General features: G+C 62.8%; 22 protein-coding genes and 2 tRNA genes. 10 read left to right on the top strand and 14 right to left on the bottom strand.

Annotated features, from left to right (window positions below; all coding sequences use genetic code 11):
- Positions 1–13 precede the first annotated feature (13 nt).
- The 8 genes from C442_RS08090 to C442_RS08055 form a co-directional block, all read right to left on the bottom strand.
- Positions 14–283: a DUF7314 family protein gene (locus C442_RS08090; RefSeq protein WP_005534632.1), complete on the bottom strand. Its 270-nt coding sequence runs from the start codon at positions 281–283 to the stop codon at positions 14–16.
- Between the two features lie 10 nt (positions 284–293).
- Entirely contained in the window at positions 294–593 is a 300-nt protein-coding gene (locus tag C442_RS08085) for a DUF7315 family membrane protein (RefSeq protein ID WP_004592916.1), read from the bottom strand.
- Between the two features lie 110 nt (positions 594–703).
- Positions 704–1468 (bottom strand): cytochrome b family protein, encoded by a 765-nt coding sequence (locus C442_RS08080; RefSeq protein WP_008309388.1) that lies wholly within the window; start codon positions 1466–1468, stop codon positions 704–706.
- A 4-nt stretch (positions 1469–1472) separates the two neighbouring features.
- Complete coding sequence (locus C442_RS08075) at positions 1473–2276, bottom strand: cytochrome b (RefSeq protein ID WP_008309387.1); 804 nt, start codon at positions 2274–2276, stop codon at positions 1473–1475.
- 3 nt (positions 2277–2279) lie between these two features.
- A complete protein-coding gene (locus tag C442_RS08070; RefSeq protein WP_008309386.1) occupies positions 2280–3146 on the bottom strand; it encodes a Rieske 2Fe-2S domain-containing protein in 867 nt (288 codons plus the stop codon).
- A 1-nt stretch (position 3147) separates the two neighbouring features.
- Positions 3148–3567, bottom strand: coding sequence for a DUF7318 family protein (locus C442_RS08065; RefSeq protein WP_008309385.1), 420 nt, complete (start codon positions 3565–3567; stop codon positions 3148–3150).
- On the bottom strand, positions 3567–4223 hold the full coding sequence (locus tag C442_RS08060) for a halocyanin domain-containing protein (protein WP_008309384.1): 657 nt from the start codon (positions 4221–4223) through the stop codon (positions 3567–3569). Before C442_RS08060 ends, C442_RS08065 begins: the two co-directional genes overlap by 1 nt.
- Positions 4224–4287: 64 nt before the next feature.
- Positions 4288–5193: a DUF7319 domain-containing protein gene (locus tag C442_RS08055; protein ID WP_008309383.1), complete on the bottom strand. Its 906-nt coding sequence runs from the start codon at positions 5191–5193 to the stop codon at positions 4288–4290.
- An 87-nt stretch (positions 5194–5280) separates the two neighbouring features.
- Between C442_RS08055 and C442_RS08050 the strand changes: the two genes are divergently transcribed.
- Positions 5281–5763 carry a DUF7321 family protein gene (locus tag C442_RS08050; RefSeq protein ID WP_008309382.1) on the top strand — a complete coding sequence of 161 codons (483 nt, stop codon included), beginning with the start codon at positions 5281–5283 and terminating at the stop codon, positions 5761–5763.
- Between the two features lie 90 nt (positions 5764–5853).
- On the top strand, positions 5854–6360 hold the full coding sequence (locus tag C442_RS08045) for a universal stress protein (protein ID WP_008309379.1): 507 nt from the start codon (positions 5854–5856) through the stop codon (positions 6358–6360).
- Between the two features lie 15 nt (positions 6361–6375).
- Here the strand turns inward: C442_RS08045 and nth are convergent, their stop codons facing one another.
- Positions 6376–7059 carry an endonuclease III gene (nth, locus tag C442_RS08040; protein ID WP_008309377.1) on the bottom strand — a complete coding sequence of 228 codons (684 nt, stop codon included), beginning with the start codon at positions 7057–7059 and terminating at the stop codon, positions 6376–6378.
- Between the two features lie 117 nt (positions 7060–7176).
- On the opposite strand from nth, the gene C442_RS08035 reads away from it, so the two are divergent.
- Positions 7177–7695: a GNAT family N-acetyltransferase gene (locus C442_RS08035; protein ID WP_049942894.1), complete on the top strand. Its 519-nt coding sequence runs from the start codon at positions 7177–7179 to the stop codon at positions 7693–7695.
- Between the two features lie 55 nt (positions 7696–7750).
- Positions 7751–8290 carry a GNAT family N-acetyltransferase gene (locus C442_RS08030; protein WP_008309373.1) on the top strand — a complete coding sequence of 180 codons (540 nt, stop codon included), beginning with the start codon at positions 7751–7753 and terminating at the stop codon, positions 8288–8290.
- On the opposite strand, the gene C442_RS08025 is transcribed toward C442_RS08030, so the two are convergent.
- Entirely contained in the window at positions 8291–8746 is a 456-nt protein-coding gene (locus C442_RS08025) for a redoxin domain-containing protein (RefSeq protein WP_008309372.1), read from the bottom strand.
- Between the two features lie 285 nt (positions 8747–9031).
- On the opposite strand from C442_RS08025, the gene C442_RS08020 reads away from it, so the two are divergent.
- A complete protein-coding gene (locus C442_RS08020) occupies positions 9032–9331 on the top strand; it encodes a PRC-barrel domain-containing protein (RefSeq protein ID WP_008309371.1) in 300 nt (99 codons plus the stop codon).
- Here the strand turns inward: C442_RS08020 and C442_RS08015 are convergent.
- Positions 9328–10791, bottom strand: a complete 1464-nt coding sequence (locus tag C442_RS08015) for a DHH family phosphoesterase (RefSeq protein ID WP_008309370.1) — start codon at positions 10789–10791, stop codon at positions 9328–9330. The genes C442_RS08020 and C442_RS08015 overlap by 4 nt on opposite strands.
- Positions 10792–11127: 336 nt before the next feature.
- On the opposite strand from C442_RS08015, the gene C442_RS08010 reads away from it, so the two are divergent.
- Positions 11128–11201: transfer RNA gene (locus tag C442_RS08010), tRNA-Lys, on the top strand.
- Positions 11202–11407: 206 nt separating this feature from the next.
- Here C442_RS08010 and C442_RS08005 read toward each other — a convergent pair.
- Both C442_RS08005 and C442_RS08000 read right to left on the bottom strand, forming a co-directional pair.
- Positions 11408–12199, bottom strand: coding sequence for a YihY/virulence factor BrkB family protein (locus C442_RS08005; RefSeq protein ID WP_008309368.1), 792 nt, complete (start codon positions 12197–12199; stop codon positions 11408–11410).
- Between the two features lie 136 nt (positions 12200–12335).
- Entirely contained in the window at positions 12336–12776 is a 441-nt protein-coding gene (locus C442_RS08000) for a GNAT family N-acetyltransferase (RefSeq protein WP_008309366.1), read from the bottom strand.
- Positions 12777–12863: 87 nt separating this feature from the next.
- On the opposite strand from C442_RS08000, the gene C442_RS07995 reads away from it, so the two are divergent.
- The gene (locus C442_RS07995) at positions 12864–13088 is read left to right on the top strand and encodes a hypothetical protein (protein ID WP_008309365.1); all 225 of its coding nucleotides are present in this window, start codon (positions 12864–12866) and stop codon (positions 13086–13088) included.
- 205 nt (positions 13089–13293) lie between these two features.
- Here C442_RS07995 and guaB read toward each other — a convergent pair whose 3' ends face one another.
- The gene (gene guaB, locus C442_RS07990) at positions 13294–14778 is read right to left on the bottom strand and encodes an IMP dehydrogenase (protein ID WP_008309360.1); all 1485 of its coding nucleotides are present in this window, start codon (positions 14776–14778) and stop codon (positions 13294–13296) included.
- 413 nt (positions 14779–15191) lie between these two features.
- Between guaB and C442_RS07985 the strand changes: the two genes are divergently transcribed.
- From C442_RS07985 to C442_RS21505, 3 genes are all read left to right on the top strand, one after another.
- Complete coding sequence (locus C442_RS07985) at positions 15192–16079, top strand: DUF5794 domain-containing protein (RefSeq protein ID WP_008309359.1); 888 nt, start codon at positions 15192–15194, stop codon at positions 16077–16079.
- 41 nt (positions 16080–16120) lie between these two features.
- Positions 16121–16348, top strand: a complete 228-nt coding sequence (locus tag C442_RS07980) for a DUF5795 family protein (protein ID WP_008309357.1) — start codon at positions 16121–16123, stop codon at positions 16346–16348.
- Between the two features lie 54 nt (positions 16349–16402).
- Positions 16403–16583, top strand: a tRNA-Trp gene (locus C442_RS21505).
- Positions 16584–16691 lie beyond the last annotated feature (108 nt).

The following is a 16691-nucleotide window of genomic DNA, read 5'->3' as shown; positions in this document are numbered from 1 at the left end:
CTACTGCGTACTATTACGCCGACCGCTCGTTGAGATACGTCTGGAATTCACTGATCAGTGGGAGCACGACCCAGAAGGTCAGTGCGCCCAGTACCGCAAACCAGAAGAACGCGTCGCCCATGAACAGGGCAATCTGGTCGAACGTGGTCGGTTCCTCGATGGTAAGTTCGCCGGTGAGCTGTGCGCCCTCGAAGCTCGGCGTGTTGTACCAGCCCTTGATGGTCATCCAACCCAGTCCGCCGACCATGAGGCACGCGAACCCCTTCATGAACTCGTCAGCCATTATCCGAACGTTAGGTAGCGTCGTCTTTAGACTTTCCCATTTCCTCGGTACGGAAGCGCGTCGAGAACGCATAGACGACTGTGCCAGCGAGGATGCACGCGATTCCGGCGATGCCGACCGGAACGTCGATCTCCGAGGCGGGCGCTGACGCCCGCTGTGTCGCCACGTCGACGAGGATGAACCCGGCGACGACGCTGACGACCGCAAACAGCGTCGAAAACACCGTCACGGCCTTGTACACGCGCAGCGGCACCACGACGTCCCGCCGCTCCGAACCGTCTTCAGTCCCCGCTGACTGGTCCCCTGTCATCGGTACCACTAGGGACGGGAGCCACTTTACTGCGGCGAGATGCGGTCGCACCGCTTGCGATAGCCACGAGCAAAGAACGTGAGAAACGACGGAGAAATCGACCGGTCAGATTACTTCGGCGGCCGCAGCCGGTAGTACCGACGGTTGAGGTCGAACATGTAGCCCTCGCGCATCGTCTTGAGCACCGCGTAGGTGATGGTCGCGCTAACGATGGGGACGAGGAACGTCAGGTCGAACAGCAGGTGCGAGTCCATCGGGACGAGGTTCTTGATGGACAGGGCGGCGATGGTCAGGCTGAAGATGACGCCGGACATCCCGACGGCAGCCCAGAACGGCTGCTCGACGGGACGGCGGGCCGACCCCTTGTTCAGGAAGGGGACGATGGCGACGAAGCCGACGACTACGACGTTTGCCAGCACACCGTAGGTTCGGTCAGCCATGAGCTTCGAGCCGCCGAGGATACTCAGCTCGGGGTTCAGCGGGCCGAGCTTCAGCAGGCCAAAGGACCAGTAAAGATACCAGTCCGGCAGGATAATCGCCGGCGTCACGCCGGAGTTGGCCGGGTTCGGCATTTCCGGGGGCAGCGTCGCCGAGACGAACAGGATCATGCCCACGAAGAACGACGTCAGCGCGATGTTGCGCATCATCTCGTGGGGCCAGGCCGGGAACGCGAGCACGTCACGCTCGACGTAGTCCGACTGCTGGCGAAGGTCCTGGTCCTCGCGGCGCGCCCGCTCGAAGTACTCGTAGGTCAGCCGGGAGAGCCCCTGGGTCCGCTCCTTTCGCTCGGACCATGCGGGAGTCTCGTCGTCCGGCGAGACGATACCGGTGCCGGAACCGTCCGTGCGAACGTCGTCTGTGTCGTTGTCGCTCATAGTATTAGTGTGGCTCAGCGATCCCCTGCATCCAGACGATGCCGATGTGGACCGCGATGATGGCAGTCGTGATGAACGGCAGGAAGAACACGTGCAGGATGTACATCCGCTGTAGCGTGGCCTGCGAGAGCGTGAACCCGCCGAACATCAGCTGTGCGACCCACTCACCGATAAGCGGGATGGAGAGGGACATCTCGACGCCGATCTGGCCGGCCCAGAACGAGAGCTGGCTCCACGGCAGCAGGTAGCCGGTGTACCCGAACACCAGCGTCAGCGAAATCAGGACGATGCCGATGAGCCAGTTCAGCTCGCGCGGCTCCTTGTACGCCCCGGTGAAGTACACGCGGAGCATGTGGAGGAACACGGCGGCGACCATGATCTGCGCGGCCCAGCGGTGGACCGAGCGCAGGAAGTAGCCGAGGTTGAGCTGGCCCATGATGAGCATCACCGAATCGTACGCGACCGTTGGCGACCCGTCGGCAGCCGCGGCGGCCGGCGCGTAGTAGAAGCCCAGCAGTGCGCCGGATATCGCGGCGACGACGTACGCGACTGTCGAGAACGATCCGAGTGCGTACAGTGGGTACCAGTACCAGAACTTGTTGTCGAGATTGTACTGTTCAGTGTGGCTCTTCGGCATCTGCATGTTGACCTTGTAGTAGAGATCTTCGAGGATCTCTAGGTAGTCAACGACGCGCAGTCGCCTGTCGAGCCAGATGAGCACAGTCAAGTACACCGATTCGACCGGCGTCAGCTCGCGCGATTCCATCCAGCCTTTGTGGTCGTGTTCGTCTTTGCGTTCGAGACTCATTGATTACTCCGTTTTTGGTGGGCGTGGCAGCGCCACGAACGTCGATTGCACGGGACTGAACGGGTCGTACACGGACTGGTGGCACTGACAGTAGATAGCGTTTGCGCCGCCGAAGTTCGCGCTCCCTTCCTGAGTCTTGAACCCGGGCACACAGCAGAAGTGTGTGCATTTGTTCAGCCAGGCGATGAAGCCCTGGTCGGTCGCCTCGGAGACGAACGACTGGACGTTTCCGGGAAGGTTCGCGTACTCGCCCTCGCCGTTGGCCATCTTCTCGACTTCGACTGACCGGATTATCTGCACCGGGGCGCCGTTCTTGCCCTCGCTGTTGGTCCGCCAGACGGCGCTTGCGGGCTTCCCGACGCCGGAGTCACCGATGCCGTTGCCCCAGTCCTGGTAGTCCTCGAACATATCGACCGTAATCGGCTCGCCGGAGTCGTACTCTCCCTGCCAGGAGAAGGTCCCAGTGTCGTTGAGGAACGTGTTGTTCCGCTCGGACTGCGGGTAGACGGCTTCGGTGCTCTGGATACCGCAGTACTGGAACCACTGCGAGGAGTAGTCGATACCGCTCCCGCCGAAGTCCGATGCGAGGGCCGCACCAGCGTTCTCGTCGTAGTCCGGCCAGAGACCGCTGATTTCGCCGCCGTTGATCTCGATGGGAATGATCGGCATTCCACGCGGGGCCGGTCCAGCGGTATTCTCGACAGCGACGAACGGCGTCGTCCCGCCACCTTCGCCGGCGGCGTCCGTCGTCGCGTCGACGGCTGCGGCGCCACCGACGCCGACGCTGGAGAGTGCCGCACTCCCGACGACGCCCTTTACGAAGCGACGACGGCCTGTTTCAGCCGGGTATTTGTCTTCATCAAGTGGCATATTATTTCTTGTAGTATGGGTACACTGCGCGTTTGAATGTCTCTGCGAACTTGTCGCCGTCCGCCACTGTTTCCCCGTCGACGTCCTCTTGGCGGATGTAGAGGTCTTCCCACTTGCGACGGCGCTTTTTGACGATCATTACGTCGGGGAGGAACTCCTTGCGGTACAGCAGCATGATGAAGGCCAGGTCGATGAAAATCGCCGTCAACACGCCGCCCATGAACATATTGGCCTCGATGAGGCGGACAGTCAACACCGTGCCGATGCCGGACGCCCATCCGGCGATCATGCCGTAGGTGAAGAGGCCGACGAGGCCGACCTGGATCACCGTCAGGAGTACGATGCCGACGGCCGCTGCTGTGCTCTCGCGTGGCGGTTCGTACCGGTGGATATCACCGTACGTGGAGCCTTCGGACGCCATTAGTTGTTCCCTCCACTAGTGTGGGGCGACTCGCCGTACTTCAGCTGGAAGAACGTGAATATCAGCGGGATGATGACTGCGAGGCCAGCGCCGAACCCGACAAAGTGAGGTTGAATCGGGACGCCGGCGTAGTGTGGGTCGACTTCGACCGGGCCGCCGCCGCCGACTGTCATTGTCGGGTACTCCTCGCCGACGACGATAGCGCCCTTCATGTTGAGTCCCTCGTGGGGGACACAGAGGTACGGGTAGATGCCGTCCTCCTCGAAGGTGTGCTCGTAGTTGACGCCGGCACTGGAAGTCGTACTGCCTGAGTCCAGCGGGCCGTCGCCGTCCGAGACGACGTTGTGGCCGCCGCCGTTGCCCGTCCATTCGAACTGGACGGTCGCGCCGTTGTCAACGTGGACGGCTGGCGGACCGAACCCGTACGCGCCGCCGTTGGCCTGCACGCCGACCTCGACAGTTACTGTGTCCTGCCCGGTCGCGTCGACGGTCGTCCCGTCGAAATTCCCGACCGAATCCAGGAAACCGCCGTAGTCCGGGACGGTTTCGCCACCGTCGCCGCCTTCCTCCTGTGCGGCGGCAGAGCCGGTGGCACTGAGGGTCGCCGCAGCACCGGCGGCCCCCCCTGCTGTCCGGACGAACTCCCGTCTGTTCATATACACTCTGGAATCAGGACTGAGTTTGTATAAACCCACCGAATACCACCCGCAGGAACCGTCATTACCCGGCTTCGTCAGTCTCGGTCGCCCCGTCTTCAGACCCCGAATTCTGTGGGTCGAGCTCCGGAACGAACTCCGGTCGTTCGCCGTCCTCGAGTCCGATAGCCCGGAGTCTGTCCCGGTATTCTTCGGCGCGGAACGTGTCCGAGAGCCTCGCGTTTGCGACGGTGAAAAAGAGGACGAGCGACACACCGATGAAGGCAGCGCCAGCCACGACCAGGAGCGCAATGCTGGTTCCCCTGTTGCCGATGACGCCAGCGGTCGCGAGTACTGCGCCCCCGAGCAGGGCAATCCCGGCCAGGAGCTGCGCCCCGGCAATCGCCTGTAACATCCAGTTACCGAGTTCGCCGCCACCCTCGGGAACTGACTCCGGTTCGGGAAGGGGTCTATCGGGGACGTTCTCGGGCACGTCGTAGGAGTCCATCGAACACAGCGCGACCGTGGGCTTCACGTCACGCATGACGGTCCCCTCCCCTTCGAGGCTTCCGTCGGGGTAGACGACCGCATAGCCTTCGTCGGAGTACGCGAGTACCCGCGGCGGGTCCCGATGACGTTCGATGCGGGCGAACACGTCGCGGTTTGCAACGCGGTTCCGCAGGTCCCGCGTGACCCGGTCGAGCAGGTCGTCGCCAGTGATCCAAGAGTCCTCGTCGAAGGCAACGTCCCATTCCTCAGCAGTCATCTCGGCCATGTCCGCCGGGCCGAAGTTGTCGAAGTCGTACTTCTCTTCGACCTGCTTCCGGAGCGCCTCCGTATCGAGTTCGTCGCCTGACTCGCCGTCGTCGTCCGTCTCGCCGCCGTCATCCTCGGCCCCGTGTTCGCCGGGCTCGGTTTCGGCAGCTACCGCGTCCGCAGGGGTGTTCCCGCGCTCGTCCTCCGTGGGAGACGTCGAGTCCGGGTCGGCCATTGCTCGGGTATACGGACCGCGACGGCTTACAAGTTCTGACCTTCTGCATCCGGCAGTCTTTAGCGAGCACTGTCCCTAGGTCGGCCTATGGTGTCGGACGGCCTCGTGGCCACAGTCGTGTTACTGTCGGTGAGCCTCAGCCTCCCCTGTTTCCTGTACGGCGCGTATTACATCATCGAGACGGAGCCGGTCACCTGGGACGTGCTCGTGCACCATCTGAAGTTCGTCACGACGGGGCTGGTGTTGACCACTGTCCCGATGGTGTTCTGGATGATCCCTCGCCTGCCGGACCAGCTCGGCGGCCTGTCCGCCGTCCACGCGATGCTCGGCCTGCAGGCCTACGCGCTACTCGCCTTCGGCGGAACGGGAATCGTTCGGATCTTTCGTGCAAAACGGGAGCACGACCTCTACAACGAGTACGACGAAGACCTGTTGCTGGACGAAATCGGGGACGAGACGTTCAGCCACTGGCGCTCGCGGCTCCGTATCGGCGTGTTCGGATACGTCATCTTCTGGCTGCTGGCGTATCTGGTCGGTATCGCTCGGTACGCCCTCCGCTACGTGGCGTGAGCGCCGTCGATAGCGGATCTGATTCTCGGAATCTGCGAACGGACTAGATGTTTCATTAGCATTGCATGTCCATCGCTAGCTGTGGTTCCAATGTACGAACACATCCTCTTTCCGACGGACGGTAGTTCCGGAGCAGAAGCCGCGCTGGCACACGCACGCACTCTCGCCGAAACGCACAACGCGACGTTACACATCATGACCGTCCTCGATACGTCGTCGCCGCATATCGGGATGACTGCCCCAGGCCCGGAAGGGGCAACGACCGGCATGACTGCGGAGGAGCACGACGAGTCGGAGTCGGGGATGGTCAACGAAGAACACAACATCGAATCGTCGCTGCGGGAGCGGTCACAGGCCATCGTCGACGCGGCGGCAGACGAGGTCGACGGAGTCGACACCGTCACCGCCGTCGAACGCGGCCCACCACACAGCGCGATCCTCGACTACGTCGACGAGAACGACATCGACCTCATCGTCATGGGGACCCACGGCCGAACGGGCGTCGAGCGATATCTCCTCGGTAGCGTCGCGGAAAAAGTCGTCAGAACGTCCGATGTCCCTGTTCTCACGGTTCGACTCGGAGAGGACGACAGCTGAAGGCCTCGCGCGGGGCTACCACGCCTCGCCGCTGGCGAGGTCGACGTCGCTGTCGCCCTTTGCGGAGGGACAGATATCTGCGAGCACGCACGCCTCACAGTCCGCGGAGCGCGCGCCACAGACCGCCCGGCCGTGGTCGATGAGCAGGTGCGTGAACTGCTGCCACTCGCCGCTGGGCACCACGTCGAGCAGGTCCTGCTCGATGGCTTCCGGCCGTTCTTCCTCGGTGAGTCCCAGTCGCCGAGAGAGCCGCTGGACGTGCGTGTCGACGACGATACCTTCGACGATGTCGTGGCCGTGCTGGAGGACGACGTTCGCCGTCTTGCGGCCCACGCCCGGGAGGTCGGTCAGCGCCGACATCGTGTCAGGCACCTCGCCGTCGTGTTCCTCGGTCAGAATCTCACCGATTCCCTGAAGGTAGCCGCCTTTGTTGTTGTGAAAGGTGATGCCGTAGATGTCCTCGGCGAGTTGCTCCTCGGTAGCTTCGGCGTAGTCCTCGGCGCTCTGGTACTTTTCGAACAGGTCCGCCGTGACCTCGTTGACTCGCTCGTCTGTACACTGTGCGGAGAGGACGACGGCGATCAGCAGTTCCAGGCGGTTGCTGTAGTTCAGTGAGATAGCCGAATCGGGGTATTCCTCGTGGAGGCGGTCGACGACCTCTGTTGCCTGTTCTTCGTGTGACTCCAGCGGCGTTCCCATACCGCAGAGCAGTGCTGAGGTCCCTTTGACGTGTCGTTCTTCGCCGTCTGGTCTACAACTGGTATCATTACACATACCACGGCAACACCCTTGTGTCAACTATGACCACTCTTGTGCGTGCCAGGACCAGTGTTCATCCACGGCGAGCAGGTGACACTCCGCCCACAGCAAGCAGCCGATAGCGACCTGTTACAGCGGCTGTTAAACGAGCCCCAGATTCGGCAAAACATCGGGTTCACCGACCCACTCTCCGAGCCAGCCGCCGAAGCCCTCGACAGCCGCGATGCCGACACGCACTTCGTCGTCTGTGTGGGCGACGAGCCGGTGGGGACGTGTATGCTTCACGAAGACCACCACCCGTGGGGGTTTGGTTTGCTCGGGTACTCGATGTGCCCGGACCACTGGGGCAACGGCTACGCGACCGACGCTGTCGACTGTCTCGCACAGTACGCGTTTCGGGAACTGCGATTGAACAAACTCGGAGCGGACTGCTACGCCACCAACCCGGCCTCCGCGCGTGTGCTGGAGAAAGTGGGATTCCAGCAGGAGGGCCGACGCCGCGACCACGCCTTCGTCGACGGCGAGTACGTCGACCTGCTGGAGTATGGCCTGCTCGCTGACGAGTGGGGAGATTGATAGTCACTCACACGCCTACCGAAGCTTCTTTCACTACCCCTTCGTCGGCTTGTGTATGCCCGGACCAACATTCCTCCGGGGCGAGACAATCACGCTCCGAACGGTCGAAGACGAAGATGTCGAGTTCCTGCAAGAGACCATCAACGACCCGGATGTCAGACACGGCCTCTCAGCCACGGAGCCGATATCCGAGCGGGCTGAACGCGAGTGGGTCGAATCCGTTGCCAGCGGCGAGACCGATGACGTCCATTTGCTCGTCTGTGTCGACAGCGAGGCGGTCGGTATCATTGGGCTGAACGACGTCACGGACCGAATGGGGATAGCCGAGGTCGGCTACTGGCTCACGCCGGACGCGTGGGGCAACGGCTACGCGACCGACGCCGTCCGGACGCTCACCGAGTACGCCTTTCAGGAGCGGCGGTTCCACCGGGTGTACGCGAAGGTCTTCGCCGGCAACGAGGGGTCCCAACGCGTGCTCGAAAAGGCGGGGTTCAAGCGGGAGGGGACGATGCGGGACCACTGGTTCCGTGACGGCCGCTACGAGGACGTGTATCTCTATGGACTGCTAGAGGGTGAACTGGACCGCGGTGAGTAGCTACAACTCGGCGAGGCCACGCAGAACCGTGTCGAGGTCCGGTACGGTCCCGTCCAAATCATCGAATGCTGTCGCCGCCCGAACACGACATCGCTTGTCAACGACGAACGCCGCTCGCTGCATGCTCCCGTCCTGTTTTCGGACGCCGAACTGCGCAGCGACGCCGTGGGTGTCGGCCAGCAGCGGGTAGGGGAGCGACAGCGCCGCCGCGAGCGACTGACAGTCGTCGATACCTACCGGGAGAACGCCAAAGACTGCTACAGCGTCAGAGACGCTCGCCCAGTCTGTCTGGGCTAACTCGGTGAGGAGGCTCCGCGAATCGGGGTCGTCGCCGGGGAGAAAGGCGACGACCGCCGGCGTGCGGTTCGTCGCAGCCGACAGGCGATAGGCACCAACACCTCCATCAGCGGTCCCCTGCAGGTCAAAGTCCGGGGCCGGGTCGCCAGGGCTGAGCATACCGAGCGAACGGGGAAGCGGGACAAAAGTCCCGCGACCTATAGTAGCCATTGAAAATCAATGCACACCTGATCGCACGATGGCAGTGCGATCAGTGTGTAATTCGTTTCAATTGTTACTATAGACAGGCGACTGCTCCCTGTGTGGGGACGCTGGCAGCGGCATCAGAGTGCGGCCAGCAGTCGTTGTCCGGGGGCATCTTGTAGCATTTGCTCCCCCGAGCCATAGACGTTTCAGTCGCAAAGAAGCTTTATAAGCCGTCCGACCAACCACCGTCGTATGGGAATGGAGAATCTACCACAGGAGATTACAGCCCTCGTGGGTCGCGAGGTGTATTCGAAAAACGGCGTGTTCGTCGGCGAAGTCGAAGACCTTCGGCTGGAACTCGACCGCAAGGAAGTGACGGGGCTGGCACTCACCCAGCTCAACACGGAGCTGTTCGACGAAGAAGTGAACACAGCCCGGGGCGTCATCATTCCGTACCGGTGGGTTCAGGCTGTCGGCGATGTCGTCATCGTCAGCGATATCGTCGAACGGCTCCGCCAGCCCGAAGCCGGCGACGAGGAAGAGGAAGTCCCCGCCTAGTTTCCGTTCGAACTCTCGCTACTGCTGTCGACACCCATCGCTTCGAACAGTTTCCGCTTGACTGCTTCTTCAGTGAGTTCTAGCAGGGTGTCTCTGTTGTCGTCGCTCGTATCTAAACCGGTGAAGATGCCGAGCGGTATCTCGACGCTGGCGTCAGTGGAGTGACCCGCCGTCTCGCCCATCCCGCCGAACGCGTCCGACAGCACCTTGCCGATGTTCATCCGGATGTCCTTCGAGCGCGCGGCGAGGTAGATGGTGTCGTCGGCGATGGCAAACACGGCTGTGGTCGTGATGCCCTCCAGATTGAGGAGGTGCTGGGCCGCCTGCGCCAGCGCGTCGCGGTCCCGAATGAATCCGGCGTTGGAGACGAGATGGCTCCCCTGAACCTCGCGGTTCCGGATCGCTTCGGCGAGCACGTCGAGCGTCTCCGGACTCATCGACGGCGATTCGACCTGTTCGAGTGTGTCGTGGTCGGCGAAGGGATACAGGTACGCCGCGGCGGTCAGGTCCGCCGGCGTCGTGTCCCGCTTGAAATCCAGCGTCTCGGCGCGGATGCCGTACAGCAGCGCCGTGGCGACGCTCTGGTCGAGATTGAGGTCCAGTTCCTGAATGTATTTCGTGAGAATCGTCGACGTGGCCGAGATGTTCGGCCGGATATCGGAGAAGGCGGCGTCGTGTTCCAGTTCGTGTTCGTGCTCGTAGTGATCGACGACGATATCGACGGACTCGATAGCCGGTTCCCCACCCTTGGCGACGTCCACCAGCGCGAACGTGTCGTAGTCGTCGAGGTCGACGTCCTCGTTCGAGGTCAGTTCGATACCCAGGAGATTGACGAACGCGCGGTTCTCCTGGTGCCCGATCTCGCCCTCGTAGATGATGTCGGCCTCCACGTCGCGGCTCGCGGCGATGGCCCGCAACGCGGCGGCTGAAGCGATGGAGTCGGGGTCCGGCGACCGGTGGATAAGTATTGCCATGCGCTCTTCGGTCCCGTCGATGACGTCCCCGAGCTGTGAGGCCTTGTACTCCAGCTCCCCGGTTTCCAGCGCTCGAAGCGCCGAGTCCGCGATGACTGCGGAAGGGTTGATGACCACGTCCGCACCGAGCTCAGTGAGGTCGTCGGCCGACACCGGGTCGTCGGCGCGGGCGACGATGAACTGCTCGCCACCGGACTCGCGGATGTTCTGTACCGCTTCGGCGTTGGCGTTCACGTCCGGGGACATGATGAGCACCACGTCGCGGTCGGCGACCGTCTGGGCGACGTCAGTCTCGCAGATGTCTGCCTGCTGTGCGTTGAGGTCCTGATCGCGGAGGGCCTCGACTCGCCCCTCGTCCGCGTCGAGGATGAGTACGTCTTTCCCCTCCTCGACGAGTTCTTCCGCCACGGCGTGGCCAACACTCCCACACCCGAGGATGGCGTAGGTCGACATAGAGGCCATCGTGATGCCGCTGGCTGTACTCATTAGTGTCTGTATCGCTTGGCGTCAAGCCTCTTTAATGCCAGCTATTTCTCCAACAACTGGGAACGCTCTCCTGAAAGATCGGTTCGAGAGGGCGTCAAACGCCGTCAAGCGCAGGCATAGTCGTACCCTGTGCGATTCTTCTCTCATACTGCCGGCTGTAACTATTTCAAGAGATTCGCCACCCCGAGGTGGCGAGATCCTTCACAGACTTACAGCCGGCAGTATCAGTTCACCGCCGCTAGCTGACTGGTGTGTACAAGAAACGTGAGACCGACCGACACGAGGCGTCCGAATGAAAACCTATTTTACCGGGCCGTCCAGAGCATTGAGTGCACTGGGCCGGTAGCTCAGTCTGGCAGAGCGACGGCCTCTTAAGCCGTCGGTCGAGGGTTCAAATCCCTTCCGGCCCGCTTTTGCGACGAACACTTCGCGAGGAGCAAAGCGGCTACGAAGCGGTTTTGAACCAGGGAGGGCGTGCACAGCGAAGCGAGCACGTCCGACCGTGGTTCAAATCCCTTCCGGCCCGTTTTTGCGACGCCCTCTCTGTGGGAGCGAAGCAGCTACCGGACGGAGTGAACGATGGAACGAGCGGTGGAAAGTGGCGACGTTTACAGACTCAGCCACTCACGTCGTACAGGTCGTCAGTGTCGGTGGCGAGCACTGCGTTGACGACGACGCCGACCATCAGGACGATCGCGGCCACGTACGTGCTCGTGAGGATGAGGATGAGCCCGCTGAGGACGCCGTAGATGGCGTACTGTCCGGCGTTGGCGGCAAAGAACTGGATCACTGCGTGGAGGGCGGTCCAGCCCATCGCGGTCGTCATCGCGCCGGGGAGGGCATCTTGTGGCGAACTCGCGACGCGTGACGGGACGAAATACAGGGGCAGCAGCGTGACGGTCAGCGCGACGAACAGGACGGCGAACCCGACGAGTACGCTCAGCGGGCCGGCAGCGAAGAGAGCCAGGAACACGCTCTGGACAAGTATCACGAGAACGGCGGCCGTAAGCGTCCCGAGGACAGTTGCGGCGTCACACACCTGCCGCGCGAGTGGCTGCTCTGTCACCGCCTCGATACGCTCGACGACGGTCAGGACGCCGACGGCGACGTTGGCACCGCTCCACGCCAGCACGACCACGGAGAGGACAGTCGCCGCTGTCCGGCCCGTCGCCGCTGTCAATCCCTCGTACAGCAGTTGCTGTGTGTCAGGGGTGAGAAACTGCGCGCCAGTGACTGAAACCACGCCGGCCAGTTGCTGGCCGAAGACGATGAAAACGAGCAACAGCACCGGCATGAGCGAGATGAACGCGTAGTACGCTAGCGACGTCGCGATGTACCTGATATCGCTCTCGTACGCGATACTGGCGACTGTCTTCGCAGTTGCCACCCACTCGACTCGTCGCGCCATATCCCGAAAAGGGTGGAAGCAGGGAAACATGTTTGTGCTGAGATAACTGTGGTCGAGGGACAGCTACGACTGGTCGTCCGCGAACCGTCCTCAGCCCTCACGACGTACTGCGCCTGCAGGGCCACGTATGGTTAGCTCAGCCGTCCAATCGCTTTCGCATCTCGACGTGTGGAATGCCGGCTTCCTCGAATTCGTCGCTAACCGTCTCGTAGCCGAGTTGCCCGTAAAACGACTCGACGTGGGTCTGTGCGTGGAGTATGAGCGTAGTCGCGCCGTCGTCCCGAGCGGCGTCTTCGACGGCCCGCATCAACGCTGCGCCGACGCCGTCGCCCCGATAGGGCTCGCGGACCGCGACCCGTTCGACCTTGCCGACCGTTGACTCGGGGAACCGGAGCCGGGCGGTGCCGACGGGATACTCGCCGTCACGGGCCAGAAACTGGACGGCGTCCGAGTCTTTCCCGTCGAGTTCCTCATCCTCGGAGACGCCCTGTTCCTCGACGAACACCGCTGTTCGGACGGCTGTTGCCGCGTCTTCGAACGCATCCCAGGTGCCGACACTGACTTCCAAGTCGCTCATGACCGCAACTTCGAGCGGGTCCCCTGTATGTGCTGTTACTGGGAATCGCCGAAACCATCAACACAGACCCGGGTGTAGCGGGCATGCATGACGTACGACTACGCTCGCGACCACGAGCACGAACTGTCGGCGGAGTACCTGTACGCCTCTGACGCGGAGGTTCTGGGAATCTACGACTCTGATGACTCTCTACAGGTCGACGTGGCCGTCATCTGTCCCGAATGCAGCGAGACACTTTGTTTGGAAACGACCGTCGACAAAGTCACGTCGTCCGGGACTGAACTCCCGCTGGACGAAGACTACTACGACTGACCGGCGTATCCACAATAATTTTTTCCGCGGCGCGAGTATGGCCGTCCGCTATGTCCGACTTCGACACGTTCGAGTGTTCGAGCTGTGGTGAGTCGTTCAAAGCGTATCCCGACGCGAACGCGGCACAGACGGAAGCGTGTAGTCCGGCCTGCGAAACCGCGTAATAATCGGCTGCGGTTTTCTGCGTCCACTCCAGTCGTCAGCGTTAGCTGTCGGGACTGTAGTTGGGCGCTTCGTCCGTAATCATCACGTCGTGTGGGTGGCTCTCCTGCTGTCCGGCCGCGGAGACCCGCACGAACTCGGCGCGTTGCTTGAACTCGGGGATCGTCTCGGCCCCGACGTAACCCATGCCGGACTGCATCCCGCCGACGAGTTGGTGGAGTTCAGAGGCCAGCGAGCCCTTGTACGGCGTCGCGGCTTCGACGCCCTCGGGGACGAACTCCTCGCCCTCCTCGTCGTCCTTGAGGTAGCGCTCGCCGCCACCCTCGTTCATCGCGCCGACGCTGCCCATCCCGCGGTACTGCTTGTACTTCTTGCCGTTCATGGTGATGACGCGGCCCGGAGCCTCGTCGGTCCCGGCGAAGTACGAGCCGAGCATCACCGCGTCTGCACCGGCGGCGATGGCCTTGATGGCGTCGCCGGAGTACCGGATGCCGCCGTCGGCGATGACCGGCACGTCGTGCTGGCTCGCTACGTCGGCGACCTGCGAGACGGCGGTTATCTGAGGCATTCCGGCGCCGGTGACTACACGGGTCGTACAGATGGAACCGGGACCGATACCCACCTTGACGCCGTCGGCGAAGTCGACGACGGCTTCGGCAGCTTCCCGGGTGCCGATGTTCCCGACGACCACGTCGGCGTCTACTTCGGCCTTGATCTCGCGGGCGCTCTCGATGACGTTCGCGTTGTGGGCGTGCGCGCAGTCGATGAATAAGATGTCGACGCCGGCCTCGTCTGCGACCTGCGCGCGGTCCATCTCGAAGGGACCGACGGCGGCACCACAGCGGAGCGAGCCGTCGTCCGCGCGGGCGGCCTGGTCGTACTCGCGGCGCTGGAGGATGCCCTGCATCGTGACCAGCCCGACGAGGCGGTTCTCATCGTCGACGATGGGGACGCGCTCGATCTTGTGATCGTACATCAGTTCCAGCGCTTCCCGCGGCGTCACGTCCTCGGGGGCGGTGACGACTTCGTCGGTCATCGCGTCCGTGACGGCGTCGTCCTCGCCGACCTCCAGATACGGCCGGATGTCCGTCCCGGAGATGATGCCCAGCACTTCGCCGTTGTCGTCGTCGACGACCGGCGCGCCGGAGACACCCTCGTGTTCCATCATCTCGTCGACCTCACTGACGGTCTGGTTCGGGCTGGCCGTCACGACGTCGCGGATGATGAGCTCGTCGGCGCGTTTGACTCGCTCGATCTCGGTCGCCATCTCGTCGGCGTTCATGTTACGGTGGAGGACGCCGATACCGCCCTGTCGCGCCATTGCGATCGCCATGTCGCTCTCGGTGACGGTGTCCATCGCCGCGGAGAGGACGGGAACGGTCAGCTCGACGGATTTCGAGACCCGTGTCGTCGTGTCTGCCTCGTCTGGTTCGACCCGGGACTCCTTGGGTCTGAGGAGTACGTCGTCGAACGTCAGCGCCTCCGGCACTCGGAGCTTCTCTGAGAAAGGCTCGGAATCGTTCGCCATGTAAATCGTCCACGACGGCCCGGCAAAAACGTTGCGAGACTCGGCGCTACGTGGGGTTCGATGCCACACTTGTCTCGGGAAGCCCGTTCCAGAAATACGCCCGTGATACCGCACTTGTCATTCCCTGCTCTCGAAGGTGAGACATTCGTCCACAAACATCGAGGTATTTCGGAGAATCGGTGGCGTATGTGCGCAGTTCTCACGCAACGGTTATGTGGGAATGAAGGATAATTAAAAACATGCGACTCACCGAACCCGCACGGAACGGTACTGCCCGCCAGATGACGCCTACAGCGTCGGGCAACACAGCGTTCGCGTGGTTCGGTACCAAGTTCTGGCAGTTCTGTCGTGTTTGTCAGGACCGAGTGAGAACCTCCCGACGAGAGTTGGGTTACGCTCGACCGTAACGCGACATGAGTATCTCCAGACACCCGATTGCGCTCGACATCGAGCAGCAGGTCGGCCGTGGCGGCCGGCTCTTAGCGACCGTCATGGGCCTCCCGCTCGTCGACGGCATCTTCCCGGTGCTCGTCCTCGCAGGAGCACTTTCGACCTGGATGGGCGTCCTCGAAGTAGGCTTGCTGGTCTTCGGTGGGTCGGCTACCGTCGCTGTCGTGCTGGCCGAACTCGAAGGCGGTCCCCGCCAGCAGGCGCGCTCGGTACTCATCATCGGAGCCGTGTTGATGCCGATTGCCCTCATCGAAGCGGCGCTCGCACCGACGATTGCGGGGGTTGTCAAACTGGGCACCCTCGAACGATTCGCCGGCCTCGTCATCCTCGCCATCGCCGCACAGACCGCAAGCGCCCGGATCGGCGAGTACCTGCCGCGTCCAGCCGTCATCGTCGTGCTCGGCCTGCTGGCGAGTCTGGACCCCGCCGGCGCGACGCTGGTCACCGCCATCGAACCCGGCGTCCTGCTCCGCGCGGCCGCCACCACCGGCGTCGGTATCGGCTTCGCCCTCGCCGTCGCGCTGGCGAGTCCGTGGCTCCGCAACGCCGTCGACATAGACCGGTTCCGCTTCGGCAGCGCTGTCGCGCTCGGCGTGCTCGCCCTCTCCGTCCTCGGCGTGATGCCGACCGACGCACCAGTCGCGCTGGCCGTGCTCGCTGTCACGGCGCTGCTCTCCTTCGACCCGGAGAACGCCCGCACGCGCCACACGGAATACCGCCCCGACGCTGTGGACCTCACCGCCGCCTTCGCCGACGGCGGCGCGTCCCAGGGGGTCGCCGCCGACGAACAGACCGACGAAGGGGCCGCGGTCGAGTACGAACCCGACCAGGAACGCGCCCCGTGGCTGTGACGAGGGAGAACTTTTAGGCCCATCAGGCCCGGCTGTCCGGTATGAGCGACAATCGCGTGGTCCAGGGCCGGATGCAGACCCCCGAGAGCCTGGCCGAACTCATCGAAGGCGAGGACGTCATGGACGCAGAACCCATCGAAGACGCCGCCGACGACTGCCCGGAATGTGGTGAGAACGTCATTTCAGTGGGGTATATGCCCTCTGCGCTGGAGTTTGTTACTGGATACAAGTGCCAGGAGTGCGACTGGTCCGACACCGACCGCGACTGAGCGCCGTCTGCCAATCGAAATCCCTTTAATGCGAGTCGGCTTACGCCGGAGTGCGGGGTCGTGGCCTAGTCCGGGAAGGCGGCTGACTCCAGAGGCCACGCGCCTGGGACGACACTTCGAGGGCTGATATACTGAGCGGCCGGCTGATCACCGGTTCGCGACGATGACCCTCTGGAGTTCCGAGGCGCAGGACGGAGATATCAGCCGATCGGGGGTTCAAATCCCTCCGACCCCATTTCCTGCCGCGAGCTACAACGCGAGCGGCAGAACTGTTGAGAGGTGGATTTGAGCCACGCGAGACGAACGAAGTGAGTCTCGCAGCCGGGTGAATAATCCCTCCGAC

It is taken from the genome of Haloarcula amylolytica JCM 13557 (genome assembly GCF_000336615.1).
GTDB classification, from domain to species: domain Archaea; phylum Halobacteriota; class Halobacteria; order Halobacteriales; family Haloarculaceae; genus Haloarcula; species Haloarcula amylolytica.
This window is presented reverse-complemented; position numbering and strand designations above follow the sequence as displayed.

Bases quoted from the DNA above. Each gene is read 5' to 3' on its own strand.
- C442_RS08090 (WP_005534632.1), bottom strand. From the start codon at position 283: ATGGCTGACGAGTTCATGAAGGGGTTCGCGTGCCTCATGGTCGGCGGA.
- C442_RS08085 (WP_004592916.1), bottom strand. From the start codon at position 593: ATGACAGGGGACCAGTCAGCGGGGACTGAAGACGGTTCGGAGCGGCGG.
- C442_RS08080 (WP_008309388.1), bottom strand. From the start codon at position 1,468: ATGAGCGACAACGACACAGACGACGTTCGCACGGACGGTTCCGGCACC.
- C442_RS08075 (WP_008309387.1), bottom strand. From the start codon at position 2,276: ATGAGTCTCGAACGCAAAGACGAACACGACCACAAAGGCTGGATGGAA.
- C442_RS08070 (WP_008309386.1), bottom strand. From the start codon at position 3,146: ATGCCACTTGATGAAGACAAATACCCGGCTGAAACAGGCCGTCGTCGC.
- C442_RS08065 (WP_008309385.1), bottom strand. From the start codon at position 3,567: ATGGCGTCCGAAGGCTCCACGTACGGTGATATCCACCGGTACGAACCG.
- C442_RS08060 (WP_008309384.1), bottom strand. From the start codon at position 4,223: ATGAACAGACGGGAGTTCGTCCGGACAGCAGGGGGGGCCGCCGGTGCT.
- C442_RS08055 (WP_008309383.1), bottom strand. From the start codon at position 5,193: ATGGCCGACCCGGACTCGACGTCTCCCACGGAGGACGAGCGCGGGAAC.
- C442_RS08050 (WP_008309382.1), top strand. From the start codon at position 5,281: ATGGTGTCGGACGGCCTCGTGGCCACAGTCGTGTTACTGTCGGTGAGC.
- C442_RS08045 (WP_008309379.1), top strand. From the start codon at position 5,854: ATGTACGAACACATCCTCTTTCCGACGGACGGTAGTTCCGGAGCAGAA.
- nth (WP_008309377.1), bottom strand. From the start codon at position 7,059: ATGGGAACGCCGCTGGAGTCACACGAAGAACAGGCAACAGAGGTCGTC.
- C442_RS08030 (WP_008309373.1), top strand. From the start codon at position 7,751: ATGCCCGGACCAACATTCCTCCGGGGCGAGACAATCACGCTCCGAACG.
- C442_RS08025 (WP_008309372.1), bottom strand. From the start codon at position 8,746: ATGCTCAGCCCTGGCGACCCGGCCCCGGACTTTGACCTGCAGGGGACC.
- C442_RS08020 (WP_008309371.1), top strand. From the start codon at position 9,032: ATGGAGAATCTACCACAGGAGATTACAGCCCTCGTGGGTCGCGAGGTG.
- C442_RS08015 (WP_008309370.1), bottom strand. From the start codon at position 10,791: ATGAGTACAGCCAGCGGCATCACGATGGCCTCTATGTCGACCTACGCC.
- C442_RS08005 (WP_008309368.1), bottom strand. From the start codon at position 12,199: ATGGCGCGACGAGTCGAGTGGGTGGCAACTGCGAAGACAGTCGCCAGT.
- C442_RS08000 (WP_008309366.1), bottom strand. From the start codon at position 12,776: ATGAGCGACTTGGAAGTCAGTGTCGGCACCTGGGATGCGTTCGAAGAC.
- C442_RS07995 (WP_008309365.1), top strand. From the start codon at position 12,864: ATGACGTACGACTACGCTCGCGACCACGAGCACGAACTGTCGGCGGAG.
- guaB (WP_008309360.1), bottom strand. From the start codon at position 14,778: ATGGCGAACGATTCCGAGCCTTTCTCAGAGAAGCTCCGAGTGCCGGAG.
- C442_RS07985 (WP_008309359.1), top strand. From the start codon at position 15,192: ATGAGTATCTCCAGACACCCGATTGCGCTCGACATCGAGCAGCAGGTC.
- C442_RS07980 (WP_008309357.1), top strand. From the start codon at position 16,121: ATGAGCGACAATCGCGTGGTCCAGGGCCGGATGCAGACCCCCGAGAGC.